Here is a 14,303-nt window from a genome sequence, read left to right as displayed (position 1 = left end):
ATAAAGCTGACAGTAAGATGACAAATTTGTCATCTTACTTGATTGTAGGGAATCGGAGTGTAACTGTACTGGTACCTGAGCAGTGTTCAAAGTTTACTGACCCACCATGCAATTCAACAATCGCTTTAACAATTGCCAATCCTAAACCAGAGCCTTCTGTTGAACGAGCATTATCTCCCCGCCAAAAACGAGTGAAAATTTCCTCACTATCTTGCAGTAGAGTGCCTTGGTTAGTGACTTTAATTTCTTGGTGGTTGGGATATGCCGTGATTTCAGTAATTACGCGAGTTTGTGCGTGAGAAAATTTAATTGCATTTGAGATAATGTTAACGAAAACTCGGGTGAGTAGTGTAGGGTCAGCATAAAGGGTTAATGATGATGGTACACATGATAGCTCGATTTGTTTTTCTTGTGCGTAGGCGAAAAACAGCTCATACACCTCATCAATAACTTGAAATAAAACGATACTTTCGCGATTTAACGTAATGTTCTTATTTTCGGCACGGGCAATAAATAGGGTGTTTTGGATCATTTTCGCCAGTTTATCCAATTCTTCTATATTACTGACGATCATCGCTTCATATTCGGCAACACGACGAGGCCGTTGTAATGTAACCTCATTCTGCACACGAATAGCGTTAATTGGGGTTCTTAACTCATGGGCTAAATCATCAGCCAATTGGGTGAGTTTGACAAAATCATGCTTCAATCTTTGTCGCATGGTATTCATTGATTTACCCAGCTCTTTAAGCTCTTGCGGCAACTGCGCAATATCGATAGGGTTCTTTAATGTATAAATATCCGTCTTTGCCGTGATTTGGCTAAGCGATTGAATATCTGACAGTCCTTTTTTCAATAGCCATATACTGAGTATTCCCATGAGTAATATTGAAAAGGCTGAAACCAGCATACTTTGGGTTAAATATTGGGCTAAGATACCACTGCGGTCGACCGAAACTTTGCCGAGGACAACGTGTAATGGCCCTTGTGGGGAACTCGTCACGAAATATACGGAAGAAATAGGAACTCCCTGCGCTGTTTTCCCATGGTTGATAACATTGAGACTTAATTGTTTTTGAGGGACAAATTGTCGTTGGGTATCAAGCTGCGCATTATTTGTCGAAACTAATACGCGTCCAGCTTCATCCGAGATTTGGATGATATCTTGGCGCATGTCCATCATGCTTTGGAAATACATGGGAAGTGTTTTAATATCAATGCCACTGGAAATTAACTTGGCGAGTTGGTGAGCTCGGTTAATGAGTAAGTTGTTATCTTGTTCAATGAGCTCATTTTTAAGTGAGTGATACAAAACCCACGTTACCATACCTGCATTGACAACCATCAAAGCAACAAATAATGAAATAAGCTTAAAGCGCAGCGATTTTTTTTTCATTCTTCTGGCCTATTTAAGCGATATCCCATGCCACGAATTGTTTCAATGAGCTTAACGTCAAAACTATCATCAATTTTCTTTCTTAGCCGGCGAATGGCGACATCAATAACATTGGTATCGCTGTCAAAATCAATCCCCCAAACTTCACTGGCAATTAATGTTCTCGGTAAGATTTCATCACAATGCAGCACAAAAAATAATAAAAGCGAAAATTCTTGACGGGTTAAGGCGATTTTTATGCCTCCTCGCTCTACCTCATGGCGAGTAAGGTCTATTTTTAAATCTGCGATCGTCATATTTGTTGATGTGGCTTGATGAACTTTTAAGAGATTTTTAACCCGAGCGAGTAATTCTGAGAATGAAAATGGTTTAACGAGATAGTCATTTGCACCAAGCTCTAATCCTTTAATTCGGTCGTCTACTGCATCGCGAGCGGTGAGGCAAATCACAGGAATATTTTTAGATGTCCTTAAAATTTTCAAAATATCCCAGCCATCCATGCCTGGGAGCATAATATCGAGAATAACTAACTGGTAGTTATTCTCTAAGGCAAAATAGAGACCATCACGGCCATCTTTGGCGGTATCCACAAGAAAACCGGCTTCTTCTAAGCCATTTTTAACCCAATGTTGGGTTTTTATATGATCTTCGATTAAGAGTATCTTCATGAAATTCGTATAGTGGCCTCAATTTAGTTTTATATTAAAGAAACTTAGGCGTGTTTAACAATTAAAAATCACAGGATGGTGGTTGTGAAGGCGATTTAGAGTGATAATATATTCCATTGCCTGCTCTGACTTTAGACGTATTATGGACCTTCTATATTAAATACAGACCTACTTAATACGTTGCCAAACAAATTAACATACTGAATATAAATAACTTTATATGAATAACGCTCCCTCTTTCCAAGACATAATTTATCACTTAATCGGTAGTATCCCTGAAGGTCGAGTGGTGACTTACGGTACTCTCGCTAAAATGGCGGGTTACTCCACTTATGTACGCCAAGTATGCCAAGTTATTCGCACGATCCCAGAAGGGAGTACTTTGCCATGCCATCGTATTATTAATGGGCAAGGGAAACTGTCTGTGAAAGGGGAGAGCTATGTTCGACATAAAAAAGCATTGGTAAGTGAAGGGATTGTGTTCGATTCTAACGATAAGATAAAACTTAAACAATATTTGTGGGAAGGACTGGATTGACCTTTACTTTTCATTTTTTGAAGAAGGGCAGTGCGTGCACTATGCATATAGCTCAGCAAACTTAACTCACTAGAAACGCGTTTATTAATGAAGGTAATTTTTGATTACGAGTTTCTATTTCCTACCAAGCAGCCCAACCCGCTCACTATGATGTTTAAAAACATAACGATAGTCCCAAAAATACTCTTCAGCTAGCTAAGCGTTTTATCTATTTAAAGGCTAAGATAAGTCTTAAAAAAAAATAAGAAATAAGTTTAACTCAAAATTCGGGTATTTAAATGTCTATATACTGTTTTTTTTGATTAAATTTTGAGCTGAAAAAACATAAGATGAGTTAAAAGTATATGCTAATATTTTTAAATGTATCTAATTGTAAATATCACACTAAGTGTTTCTACCATATTTAAATGTATCTCATTGTAAATAAAGAGTTATTTAATTTAAGCGTCATTTCACTGTAACAGTTTTTAATTTTAATAGGGTGGTGAGTTTTTTTAATAAAAATCAATTCGCACTATCAATTATACAAAAAAAATATTCAGACATATAATCATTCGAAATTTAACAGACTCCCTAAAATGTATTACTCAAAAAAAAGGTTAAATTAAATGACTTATTTTTCTAATGGAATAAATATAGAAATAGGACAGTATTTGCGAGGGATAAGAAAAGAACAGAACCTTACAGGACGTGAACTTGCAAAAAAGTTAAATGTGAGTCAACAACAAATATCTCGATATGAGACAGGGAGAACTAAACTAACATTTGAAATGATGGACACTATATTAACATTATTTAATAAGACATGGCGAGACTTTTTTAATCATGTAATCGATAAGCATGATAATGAACGCCTGCAAACCATAATAAGAAATGAATCTAATTATTATTCAATTTTGGAAAAAGACACAAAGAAAATGTGGCGTTAAGAATAAAACGTAAATTTAAAACAAGGATATGGTTGCCTTTAATAGATAAAATTAAAAAACAAAACCAAGATTTTAAATGATAACTTTATTAAGAATAATCATTATATTATTTGATTAAATAATGATTATTTTTATCTAAAGTTGTTATGAACAACTATGTGCAAAAAATATATTATATAGGATTAACTAATATGAAATTGAATAAATTTGTAGTCGGCGCAGTATTAGCATCAGGTTTTGCTTCATTTGCAGCTATGGCCGCTTATACAGGTACCCCAACTAACGGTACAATTGAAATTACAGGTGAGCTAGTTAACTCTGCTTGTGGTTTAAGCGAAGAGTCAAGCCCTGTTAAAGTTAATTTTTACCAAATTCCTGTATCAAATTTAAAAAATGGTGAGCGTGCAGGTAATGTTAAAAAAGATATCGTTCTGCAAGGTTGTGATACTACAGTAGCTCAAACTGCAACGGTTACTTACACGCCATCTACAGTAAATCCGAATGATAGCGCATTAGCTGCATTTACTTCAGGAACTGCAAGCGGTGCAGGTATTGGTTTAAGAGATAATGGAAATCAAGATGTTGTATGGGGTCAAGCTTCTACAGCGGTTAACTTAACTAATGGTAAAACAACAATCCCATTTGTTGCATACCTGAAATCTGATAACGCATCCAATGCTGTTACTCCAGGTAACTTCGATTCTACAATTAACTTCCAAATCGATTACCAATAATTTGGAACTAATTTAGTGATTGTATGCGGAGTATTAAATACTCCGCAATACTGAACCTAAAAATATAATTAAAGCGGTGTTACCCATGATAATTCGAGTTAAAAAAATAGTATTAAGCTCTAGTTTATTATGGCCCTTATTAAGCTGGGGAGGCGTTGTAAATAACACCCCCGGTGATATTGTTATGCAAGGTGAATTAATTGAGGCTTCTTGTAATATCGATCCCGATAGCCGAGAGCTTTGGATTAATTTCGGTGAAGTGAGTGCACGTGAAATTACGCCTGATGCTAATTTACTTTTGAGTAAAAATTTTAATATAAAGCTAGTCGGTTGTACGCTTCCTTCCGAAGATAAAGGTAGTGCATCAAGAGCGCAAATAACGATGATGGGAAGCACGGTTGATCGTGGTCAATTACTTCAAGTTAATGGTGATTCAGAAGGTTTTGGTATTCAATTAAAAAATTCTCATGGTGAGATTCTAAAGTTGAATACAAAGCTGCCTGATTATACTTTGCTTGAGGGGCGTAGTAGTTTGGAATTTACCGCTACATTAGTTGCTTATCAGAAATATATTAAAGCAGGTGAGTTCACTGGGGTTTTAAGATTTAGAATGGATTATTTTTAAAGAAAAAATGGATTTGCGATTTCATTGGAAATCGGATTGTTTTTTGAATGGCTAGTGAATACAGAGTAAATTACAATGATTATTTTTAGCGGAAATACAAAAAAGATTTTTGCAATATATATTGCAATGCTTTGCTATTCACCAAATATGCTAGCAAGCGATATTGTTGAGTTTAATACTGATGTATTGGATGTCGGGGATCGTAATAATATTGACTTAACTCGCTTTTCTAAAGACAACTTTGTATTTCCTGGCACCTACCTGTTAGATGTTTATATTAATGGACAGTCATTATCGCAGCAAAAAGTCACCTATATTATTGACCCTCAGGATAGCGAGAAAACCCTCGTGTGTTTTACGCCGGCACAAGTTGAGATGCTGGCACTCAAAGAAGATGCATTAAAGAAAATTCAGGTGATTTCACCAGAATGCTCGAATATTTTACCTATATCGGGTGTCAAAATTAATAACTTCGAAGGTAAGCTTGATATCACAATGCCTCAAGCATGGATGAAGTATTCAGATCCAAGCTGGGTTCCGCCTGAGCGTTGGGATACAGGTGTTTCAGGTTTATTGTTCGATTATAACCTGAATGGTTCGATTTCACGCTCTTTAGTCAGGCACACAAATAGACATTCTTTATCTGCTTATGGTCAAACTGGATTTAATTTAGGTGCATGGCGGTTTAGAGCTGATTACCAAGCAAATTACAACGAACGTGGTGATAGAAAATTCGATTGGAATCAGTTTTATGCATATCGCCCTTTAATTCATATGGCGGCTAAATTAACGCTAGGAGAAATTTATCTAAACTCCCAAATTTTCGACACTATTCGATATACAGGTCTTAATTTGAGTAGTGACGAGCGCATGTTACCACCAAATTTACGAGGCTATGCGCCACAAATTAATGGTATTGCCAAAAGTAACTCAAAGGTCATAGTAACCCAAGCTGGGCGTGTTGTTTATGAAACGACAGTACCTGCTGGGCCATTTAGTATTCAAGATTTGCAAAGCTCAGTTCGAGGAACCTTGGATGTTAGAGTTGAAGGTGATGATGGTGATGTATCTACTTTTCAAGTTGATACAGCCAATATTCCTTATTTAACTCGCCCAGGTTATGTCCGATATAACGCTTCAGTTGGTAAGCCATCTCGATTCAACCATAAGCCGGAAGGGCCTATGTTTGCGACAGGGGATTTTTCTTGGGGACTAAGTAATAACTGGTCGCTAATTGGTGGGATCTTGTTTGCTGGGAGGGATTATACCGCACTTTCAGCAGGATTAGGACGTGACTTGTCAGCATTCGGGGCTTTGTCTGCGGATGTAACACAATCGGTTAGTCGCATTCCTGGTGAAAATACAGAAACAGGGTCTTCATTTCGTCTGAGTTATTCAAAATCTTTTGATGAAATTAATAGTACGATCACATTTGCTGGCTATCGCTTTTCTCAAGATAAATTCCGTACCCTCTCACAGTATTTAGATGAGCGTGAAAACCGATATCTAGGCTTTGGACGCCAAAAAGAGATGTATACCATTACGGCTAACAAAACGTTTTGGGCGGATGAGCCTGATTGGCGAACAACACTCTTTTTAACTTATACCCATCAAACTTTCTGGGATCAAACCTCTCAAGATAGATATGGCTTGTCTGTCGGTCGATCATTTCGGTTATTTGGCATAGACGGTGTATCAACAAATATTGCTGCTTATCGTTCTGATTATCGGGGAAGGCGTGACGACAGTGTGTCTCTTTCCGTGTCAGTACCTGTTGGTGATAGCCGTTGGGCAGGGTACGACTTACAAAATAGCGGAAGTAAAACAAGTCATATGTTGTCGTATAGTGATAATAGAGATTTCAATAACTTATGGCGAGTAAGAGCCGGGCGTAGTAGTGATGACCGCGTACAGTTTGATGGCTATTACCAAAAACGCACTCAGCTTGCTGAGGTGAATACTAATGTCAGCTATCAAGAAAGGCAAACTGCATCCATTAATGGGACATTGCGGGGAGGGTTCACCGCAACGGCTTATGGTGCTGCACTACACAACAGTAGCGCGACAACAGACACTGCGCGGATCATGGTGGACACAAATGGGATCAGTGGTGTGCCATTTAACCATGAGAAGACACGAACAAACTGGGCAGGAATTTCAGTGGTACCAGATATTGTGAGTTATTACAGCTTCGATACGCGTATTGATGTGGATAAGTTAAATAGCGATGTAGACACCAACAAAGCGATTGCAACTTCAACACTGACGGAAGGAGCGATTGGTTATCAACGATTTGCCGTAGCTCAAGGTGAAAAAATAATTGCCACAATTCGCTTTAATAATACGGTGCCACCTTTTGGTGCGGATGTGACTAATGCTGATGGCATTAATGTTGCAATGCTGATGGAAGATGGATTGGCATATTTGATGGCTGTAAATCCTAAAGAAATATTAACGGTCTCTTGGGGTGGAAAAGCGCAATGTAAAATTCAATTGCCTGAAAAAATTAATCCAGGTATGTCAGTTTTGCTGCCTTGCCAATAATGAAATGACAATCAGAACAAGTTTTTAAATAAGGTATAAAAAATGGCGATTTGTATAAAAAAATGGGTGGGTGGTTTATTGGTGGCTATGGTTGGAGTAAGCCAATCATATGCAGGAATATCACTAGATAGAACACGGTTGATTATTACCGGTGCAGAAACCTCTTCGAGTGCTAATTTATCAAACACCAGTTCAAGTATTCCCTTTTTAGCGCAGTCTTGGGTTGAAGATGCAAATGGGAAGAAAATTACATCTCCATTAGTTGTATTGCCTCCATTACAGAGAATTAATGGTGGACAAAAAGGTGTCGCCCGAGTCTCAAAAACAGCAGAAATAGATAAACTTCCTCAAGATCGCGAAAGTTTATTTTATTTAAATGTGAGAGAAGTACCACCAAAGCCAGATAAACCAAATGTCTTACAATTGGCGATGCAATCGCGTATCAAATTATTTTATCGACCAACGGCAATTATTCCCACATCAAAAAGTGCAGTTTGGCAAGATCAAGTGACATTTCATAAGCAAGGAAATAACTGGCGTGCTGAAAATCCAACACCTTATTTTGTCACCATTATTAGCTTGAATAATAAATTGGTTACTGAGGGCGGAAAGAAACTGACAGATTTTCCAGGGGTAATGGTTGCGCCTAAATCTCACTTAGATATTAAGGTCAATGGCGCAGGCGACAGTTTTACCATGATGTATGTGAATGATTACGGCGGCCATCCAGAACTGAAATACAGTTGTAATGGAAATATCTGTAAAGCACTACCACCGGAGCAACAACCACGCTAGGAGTATTCGCATGAAAATTAAATACTTAGGGTTTATGTTACTTGGGTTAGGAAGTTTTTCTGTATTTGCAGAAATGGCTGATGATAAAACTTCGCGCCAAACCTTACTGGATGTACACAGTACTGTGCATTTTCAAGGGAGTGTATATGCATCACCTTGTGTTCTCGAATTAAATACACAGGAACAATATGTTGATTTAGGCGAAGTAAGTGCACGGTCATTTCATCGCATTGGCGATAGAAGTACACCCGTGACTTTTAGCGTAAGACTTAAGGATTGCCAGCGTGGTGCATCTAAATCTTTTGTAAATTCGGCAGGGGAAGCAACGCAAAATGGTCAGCGTTATTACCTAACAGGTGAGAGTGCGGTTTCGTTGAGCATTGCGGGAGACTCGGATTTTTATAACCCAGATTTAGTACGAATTAGTGGTGGAGCTAAGGGCGCTGGTTTGCGCATCTTTAGCCAAGACCATGAGAATTTAATGCTTAACCAACCTAAAGGTTCATGGGTAATTAAACCCGGGGACAATAATATAACCTTAAACGCATCTTTAGAAGCGACAAGCCAAGTTGTTTCAGCAGGTAATTTTAGCGGATTAGTTAGGTTAAAACTGGAGTATTTATAACAATGTCTATATCCAACAATAAAAGATTAAAAGATATAGCGATTGCGAGTGGTTTAATAACTGCGGCATTGTTACCTCAATCTGTATTGGCATATCCACATGGGTCTGTAATACCCGATGGTGGAACCTATACATTTGAGGCACGAATGAATAACCAACTTCTGATAAATGAGAAAGACGCGGAGACAGTATTTGATTTTAATGTTACAGATTGGCCTTATTTTAATATTTATTGCCAAACTTACATGCAGCCTGGCGGGCCCGGTAATAACAATCCCGATTCTGGGATGACCTTTGATTTAATGTCAACCATACCCAAATCAATGCAAAATCCGGGTTATCTGACTTTAAATGAGTATTTCGATGTAAAAGTTGAAATCCAACTCGGTGGAACACAGCCTAGAAAAGTCGCTGTTCCTGCACCGAACTTATGGAATGGTGGCTCTGACCCCATGGAGTGTCGTCCGACGGTTACAAATAGCCGCCCATATGCAACAACGCTTCGAACAGGCTCTAGCGGAACAATAACATTTAGGTTAAAGAAACCGATTATTAATGGGATCACCATCAATCAAGCTGAACTCGTTCAAGTATTTGCAAAAAAAGGAACCGCAACTAACGGATTAACATCTTACCCACCAATTCCCTCAACACGTGTTGTACTGGCGGCTGGGATTATCACTGTTGCTGATGAATGTACGATAAATGATGGAAATCCAATTAATATTAACTTTAAAGATGTTGCAAACACGAGTGAACAATTAAATGGAATTAATTATGCAGAATCTTTTGATATTCCAGTGAAATGTAGAGGCGGAAGCTTTACTACGGGGGATTTGAACATCAAGCTGTCTTTACTTCCAGGGGCTTCAGGCCAAGCCGATTTTAATACGGATTATTATGGAACATTAAAAAATGGTGTGAAGCGAACAAACCTTGGCATTGTTGTTAAAGAGAACCTGACGGGAGCATTAATTAAACCTAATCAAGCCTACACTATGCCTAAATTCTATAACAACCAAGGTACTTGGAATTTAACTGCGGCACCAATTGCAGCACCAGGTAGCACAGTGGATGACGGTGAATTTACAGCGACAGGTACGATCCTCGCTGAATTTCAATGAGGTTAACAATGCAAAATAATAATCAAATATTAAACACAATTTATTTATCCGTATGTTGCCTTTTTTTATTTGGTTCAAATCAGGCGATTGCAGATATTACTCATTCTAATATGGGGAGTTATTCCTTTAGGGGTAATGTGGTGGTTACACCTTGCCAAATAGCACCAGGCAGCGAAAAGGTGCCTGTAGATTTTAAACAGGTTTCAGTAAAGGAGCTTTATTCAACAGGTAAATCAAAGCCCTTATTATTTTCGATTCATTTAACAAACTGTAATACATCTGTATTTAACGCAGTAACAGTAACATTTAATGGAATAGAAAATATCAATCTCCCTGATCATTTAGCGATTAATGACAAAAGTGAAGCGAGTGGGATCGGGATTGGGCTATTAAATTTAAATGAAACACCGATAGAGTTAAATGTTCCATCATTGGTACAAAATTTGAATGATAATAATACAGAACTTCAATTTAAAGCTTATGTTGAAGCTGAACCAGAGGCCCGAAGTAATCAAACTATTACATACGGACAGTTTTACAGTACAGCATATTACACATTAAATTATCAATAATAAGTAAAAGCAATACGATGAGTGTGACAGAAAACAGAGAAAAACAATATTTATATCAGCAGCCCGAATGGGTAGTGTTAGGTTGTGTGGTTATTTTTTTTGGTATAATACTTCATGTCTATTTTCCTAATTTAGGTGGTGCTGGGTTTTCATTACCATTAAATATTATTAGTGCTTTTTTTCTGGCATTGTTTGTGCTGTTAGCTTCTTTTTTGCAGATAAAAAAAAAGGGTATAACCTATTCGATAGCAAGTAATTTTATATCATTAGGATTAATAATCTTAATGGCATTATGCTTTTTTTCGCCTGATAATTATCGTTACAATGCTTACTTAACAGCATATTGGATATTAGGGATATTAATATTTTACCAGGGTTTAATTCAGTTTAATATTTCAAGCATAGGCCGTGAAATTATACTTTGTGGAATACTTATTGCTGCTACTATAGAAAGTATATTGGCAATGCTTCAAGTTTTTAATCTATTGCCAGTAATAGGACTGCCTTATCCCCCTTTAAATGGAGATAGGCCTTATGGAGTATTTCAACAGGTTAATGTTTTTTCTAGCTTCACTTGTGTGGGAATTGCAAGTGCAGTGGGTTTATTGATTAAAATAAAGAATATTAAATGGCCTTTAGTAGGCTTTATTACTGCTGCTTTGGTTTTGATGAGTGCAACTTTACCTTTATCTCAATCATTAACAGGTTATTTAAATTTATTTTTTATTTTTATTGTTTTTTATTTATTTGCAAAGTATTATCGTAAGAATGTTTTATTTGTTTTTGCATTTGTTATTCTTGGTTTAATTATTGGTTATGGAATAAAAAATGGCCTTAATATAATAGATGCAACTGAAAGTAAATTAAATACATCTCGTATTCGATGGGTTTTATGGCAACACAGTTTATATCTTTTTAGTGAAAAACCATTGTTGGGATGGGGCGTAGGAAGTTTTGAGTCAGTATTTTTAGAACGATTTGGTGGTAGTTTACTAGAAACTAATGAAAGAATAATGTCTCATCCACATAATGAAATATTACGTTGGATGGTAGAGGGTGGCTTTGTTGGGCTTGTTGCGACAGTTTTAGTTATTATTGGTGGTGTAGTTTTACTGCTATCTACATTTAAAAATAAAAATGAAAATTATATTTATTGTGTAGTAGCTTTACCGATAGTATTTCATATGATGACAGAGTTTCCATTGTGGTTATCAATGCCTCATGGAATAGTTTTAATATTATTATTACGATGTGCTGATTCACCAAATAAAGAATATAAACTAAATAATATGGTGAGTTACTTTTCAAAAGGAACTGTTATATTTTGCTCAGCTTTGTCAGTCGTTTTGTTATTCATGACATTTCAAGCGCAACAATATTTAACCTATATAGAAAAAACTGGGCAGCAAACGTTATTATCAATAGAAAAGCCAGCTTATCATAATTTTAACTATTTATTGATATATGACCGTTACCTGTTTGATTTGAATATGGGCTATTTATTACACTATAACGAAACACAGGATGTTAAGTACCTTAATTTATTTAATGATTGGGCAATGAAAACATCAAGTTCATCTCCTGATATTAATATTTATGTTTCTTGGATTCTAGTTCTAAATGAGCTAGGGGAAAAGGATAAAGCAAGAGAAGTTAGATATAAGGCGAGTTATTTGTTTGGCGAAAATGAAAGATTAAATCAATTGAATTTTTAGTTGGTTATTATTGTTCTTTTTTCTAAAAATAAAAAATTCTAAAGAATTTGTTGGTAATCTATTACCAATAGATATGTGTTTTATTAATTAATATTTATCTTAAAAGGAAATAATATGAAAACATTAAATGCTATCGAAGCTGCTGCTGTAGTTGGTGGAACTAAACAAGTTTGTACTGATTCTTATGAAAGTATCATTGTTGGCGGTGTATCTTCTTGTAAATTAATTACAACTTGTACTGACAAGCATGGTAATAAAACGTACAAAGCAAAAAATGTTGATGCAGCTAACTGTTCAGGCACAGTTAAACCATAATATTTGATTTAGCTATTTTTAATTAATACATGGGGATGGATCCCCATGTATATTATTACCTTAAATTGGAATAACTGTTATGAAAATGAACTTTAAACCAATAACCATTACAATTTACACAGTATTAGTTGCTGTGATTTCTTCACTCATGACGGTTTTGTTCTACCATATTTTTATTTTTAATACATTTTCTAATAATAATTTAGATGACTCTTCTTTTGTTGAGTTTACTAACGCACAAGTTTTATCAAGCCCAATAAAGCAAGATAATAGCATCATAGAAATATTTTCTTATGGTTGCCATTATTGTGCACTAACCCATGAAAATATGATTAAGTTTGAAACAGCGCTCCCAGAAGGTATTACGTTTAAAGCCATTCATTTAGCAATGGATAATAACTTAGGGCTTGCGGCATACGCGCCTATTTTTGCGACTCTTGACGAAATGGGTGTAGAAGCTAAATTGCGCCAGGAACTGTATAACTCAGTCATTAATGAGAAATTGGACTTAACCAAGAAAGATATTTTAGATGCATGGTTAAAGCAGCACGATATTGACCCAGTTAAATACTTTGAAGTTAGCCAATCCAGCGCAGTTAAAGAACGTATTAAATATATGGCTGATATTACCCAGTATTACCAAATCACAGGTACCCCCGCATTTATTATTAATAAACGATATGTGGTTTACCAGGATCGTGATTTCCCTGAATTTTCAGCTTATATGTTGGAATTAATGGAAAAAAGCAATAAGGCGTCACAGTGATCCGGTTTCTAATTGTTTGGACGGTGTTCAGTGCTAAAAGCTGCTTAATACCGTTTACAAAAGGATATAAAAATCTCAGCCACCATGGGATCTCCTCTTTTCGCTTTCTTTTGCGTCGCGGTTATATTGCCCCTGTTTTGCTAATGGCTAAATTAGGTTGCCGAATCGGAGTATTCGGTCGCAAGTACCGTAATCAAAACAAGGTTGCAACGCAAAATTACCGCAGTTTAGTGGAGACGAATGGCAACGTCGATGCGAGATGGATAGCAGTACAGCGCTTTATTTTGGAAGAAGCCGCAACATGGGGGCAAAATCGCCAAATTATGGCGCAATTACAAGCTTGTATTCTTGCCCTTGATAGTGTTGTCGCACCTTTGCATCAGCAAAAAAAACCGATTGTTTTGGCGCCATTACATATGGTTTCTGATGTTCTGGCTACGGTAGTCGGCGCTGGGGTTACTCCAGGCAACGCTACGGTCGTAGTTTCATCCAGTGCGGAGCAACAAAAATACAATGCCTCTGCCCGTGAATTAGGCCAGGTGAATTTATCGTATTGCTCAATTCATCAAGACAATAAGTCATTAGCGACTCAATTAATGACTTTAATGGCAGAAACTGCGACGGGCCAGAAAAATATGATTGTATTTCCAGATATCACGCCAGATTACACCATTCAAACTGAAGAAGGGATGTCGAGTAAATTATCGTGCCAGTTATTTGGTCGTGCAGCGAAATTACATAATGGGGTTGTACGTTTATCTAATGCGATTTCAGCGCAGGTCGTTTTTTATCATCTGTATTATCAGAACGGCTTAAAAATCAAGGTACATCCACCTGTTGCTGCAAAAGATGTTGCAGCAAAAATGCCCGTTATTATCGAAAATTCAATTCGCGAATATCCTAATGACTGGCTTTTATGGCATAGCCATTCACTTTATTTTATTAGTCACTAATAAT

Annotated in this window: 15 protein-coding genes; 13 read left to right on the top strand and 2 right to left on the bottom strand. The window is 36.7% G+C overall.

Features of this window, described 5'->3' with window-relative positions; translation table 11 throughout:
• Positions 1–34 precede the first annotated feature (34 nt).
• Entirely contained in the window at positions 35–1,396 is a 1,362-nt protein-coding gene (locus tag AC4IFO_RS13750) for a heavy metal sensor histidine kinase (RefSeq protein ID WP_490735171.1), read from the bottom strand.
• Entirely contained in the window at positions 1,393–2,064 is a 672-nt protein-coding gene (gene hprR / locus AC4IFO_RS13745; protein WP_490735169.1) for a response regulator transcription factor HprR, read from the bottom strand. The genes AC4IFO_RS13750 and hprR overlap by 4 nt, the downstream gene beginning before the upstream one ends.
• Positions 2,065–2,284: 220 nt before the next feature.
• On the opposite strand from hprR, the gene AC4IFO_RS13740 reads away from it, so the two are divergent.
• The 13 genes from AC4IFO_RS13740 to AC4IFO_RS13680 all read left to right on the top strand — a co-directional run bounded on the left by AC4IFO_RS13740 (position 2,285) and on the right by AC4IFO_RS13680 (position 14,299).
• Entirely contained in the window at positions 2,285–2,602 is a 318-nt protein-coding gene (locus AC4IFO_RS13740) for an MGMT family protein (RefSeq protein WP_490735167.1), read from the top strand.
• A 608-nt stretch (positions 2,603–3,210) separates the two neighbouring features.
• Positions 3,211–3,531, top strand: coding sequence for a helix-turn-helix domain-containing protein (locus AC4IFO_RS13735; RefSeq protein WP_490735165.1), 321 nt, complete (start codon positions 3,211–3,213; stop codon positions 3,529–3,531).
• Between the two features lie 191 nt (positions 3,532–3,722).
• Positions 3,723–4,265 carry a fimbrial protein gene (locus AC4IFO_RS13730; protein WP_206082842.1) on the top strand — a complete coding sequence of 181 codons (543 nt, stop codon included), beginning with the start codon at positions 3,723–3,725 and terminating at the stop codon, positions 4,263–4,265.
• Between the two features lie 85 nt (positions 4,266–4,350).
• Positions 4,351–4,890: a fimbrial protein gene (locus tag AC4IFO_RS13725; protein ID WP_490735162.1), complete on the top strand. Its 540-nt coding sequence runs from the start codon at positions 4,351–4,353 to the stop codon at positions 4,888–4,890.
• A gap of 75 nt (positions 4,891–4,965) precedes the next feature.
• A complete protein-coding gene (locus tag AC4IFO_RS13720) occupies positions 4,966–7,434 on the top strand; it encodes a fimbria/pilus outer membrane usher protein (RefSeq protein WP_490735160.1) in 2,469 nt (822 codons plus the stop codon).
• Positions 7,435–7,521: 87 nt separating this feature from the next.
• On the top strand, positions 7,522–8,229 hold the full coding sequence (locus tag AC4IFO_RS13715; RefSeq protein ID WP_490735227.1) for a fimbrial biogenesis chaperone: 708 nt from the start codon (positions 7,522–7,524) through the stop codon (positions 8,227–8,229).
• 10 nt (positions 8,230–8,239) lie between these two features.
• Complete coding sequence (locus AC4IFO_RS13710; RefSeq protein ID WP_490735158.1) at positions 8,240–8,854, top strand: fimbrial protein; 615 nt, start codon at positions 8,240–8,242, stop codon at positions 8,852–8,854.
• Between the two features lie 2 nt (positions 8,855–8,856).
• Positions 8,857–9,978 carry a fimbrial protein gene (locus AC4IFO_RS13705; RefSeq protein ID WP_490735156.1) on the top strand — a complete coding sequence of 374 codons (1,122 nt, stop codon included), beginning with the start codon at positions 8,857–8,859 and terminating at the stop codon, positions 9,976–9,978.
• 8 nt (positions 9,979–9,986) lie between these two features.
• Positions 9,987–10,550, top strand: coding sequence for a fimbrial protein (locus AC4IFO_RS13700; RefSeq protein ID WP_490735154.1), 564 nt, complete (start codon positions 9,987–9,989; stop codon positions 10,548–10,550).
• Positions 10,551–10,567: 17 nt separating this feature from the next.
• Positions 10,568–12,265, top strand: a complete 1,698-nt coding sequence (locus AC4IFO_RS13695; RefSeq protein ID WP_490735152.1) for a PglL family O-oligosaccharyltransferase — start codon at positions 10,568–10,570, stop codon at positions 12,263–12,265.
• Between the two features lie 114 nt (positions 12,266–12,379).
• The gene (locus AC4IFO_RS13690; protein WP_490735150.1) at positions 12,380–12,580 is read left to right on the top strand and encodes a DUF4762 family protein; all 201 of its coding nucleotides are present in this window, start codon (positions 12,380–12,382) and stop codon (positions 12,578–12,580) included.
• A gap of 79 nt (positions 12,581–12,659) precedes the next feature.
• Positions 12,660–13,346, top strand: coding sequence for a DsbA family protein (locus AC4IFO_RS13685; protein WP_490735148.1), 687 nt, complete (start codon positions 12,660–12,662; stop codon positions 13,344–13,346).
• On the top strand, positions 13,343–14,299 hold the full coding sequence (locus AC4IFO_RS13680) for a lysophospholipid acyltransferase family protein (RefSeq protein WP_490735146.1): 957 nt from the start codon (positions 13,343–13,345) through the stop codon (positions 14,297–14,299). The genes AC4IFO_RS13685 and AC4IFO_RS13680 overlap by 4 nt, the downstream gene beginning before the upstream one ends.
• The last annotated feature ends 4 nt before the right edge of the window (positions 14,300–14,303 follow it).

Source organism: Providencia sp. UF-224 (assembly GCF_058245955.1).
Note: the sequence above shows the minus strand (reverse complement) of the source record. Positions and strands in the feature narration are given on the sequence as shown.

What these genes read in the sequence shown, in the direction of transcription:
- AC4IFO_RS13690 (WP_490735150.1), top strand. Translation starts at nt 12,380, where the DNA reads ATGAAAACATTAAATGCTATCGAAGCTGCTGCTGTAGTTGGTGGAACT.
- AC4IFO_RS13705 (WP_490735156.1), top strand. Translation starts at nt 8,857, where the DNA reads ATGTCTATATCCAACAATAAAAGATTAAAAGATATAGCGATTGCGAGT.
- AC4IFO_RS13695 (WP_490735152.1), top strand. Translation starts at nt 10,568, where the DNA reads ATGAGTGTGACAGAAAACAGAGAAAAACAATATTTATATCAGCAGCCC.
- hprR (WP_490735169.1), bottom strand. Translation starts at nt 2,064, where the DNA reads ATGAAGATACTCTTAATCGAAGATCATATAAAAACCCAACATTGGGTT.
- AC4IFO_RS13685 (WP_490735148.1), top strand. Translation starts at nt 12,660, where the DNA reads ATGAAAATGAACTTTAAACCAATAACCATTACAATTTACACAGTATTA.
- AC4IFO_RS13750 (WP_490735171.1), bottom strand. Translation starts at nt 1,396, where the DNA reads ATGAAAAAAAAATCGCTGCGCTTTAAGCTTATTTCATTATTTGTTGCT.
- AC4IFO_RS13735 (WP_490735165.1), top strand. Translation starts at nt 3,211, where the DNA reads ATGACTTATTTTTCTAATGGAATAAATATAGAAATAGGACAGTATTTG.
- AC4IFO_RS13730 (WP_206082842.1), top strand. Translation starts at nt 3,723, where the DNA reads ATGAAATTGAATAAATTTGTAGTCGGCGCAGTATTAGCATCAGGTTTT.
- AC4IFO_RS13700 (WP_490735154.1), top strand. Translation starts at nt 9,987, where the DNA reads ATGCAAAATAATAATCAAATATTAAACACAATTTATTTATCCGTATGT.
- AC4IFO_RS13720 (WP_490735160.1), top strand. Translation starts at nt 4,966, where the DNA reads ATGATTATTTTTAGCGGAAATACAAAAAAGATTTTTGCAATATATATT.
- AC4IFO_RS13710 (WP_490735158.1), top strand. Translation starts at nt 8,240, where the DNA reads ATGAAAATTAAATACTTAGGGTTTATGTTACTTGGGTTAGGAAGTTTT.
- AC4IFO_RS13725 (WP_490735162.1), top strand. Translation starts at nt 4,351, where the DNA reads ATGATAATTCGAGTTAAAAAAATAGTATTAAGCTCTAGTTTATTATGG.
- AC4IFO_RS13715 (WP_490735227.1), top strand. Translation starts at nt 7,522, where the DNA reads ATGGTTGGAGTAAGCCAATCATATGCAGGAATATCACTAGATAGAACA.
- AC4IFO_RS13740 (WP_490735167.1), top strand. Translation starts at nt 2,285, where the DNA reads ATGAATAACGCTCCCTCTTTCCAAGACATAATTTATCACTTAATCGGT.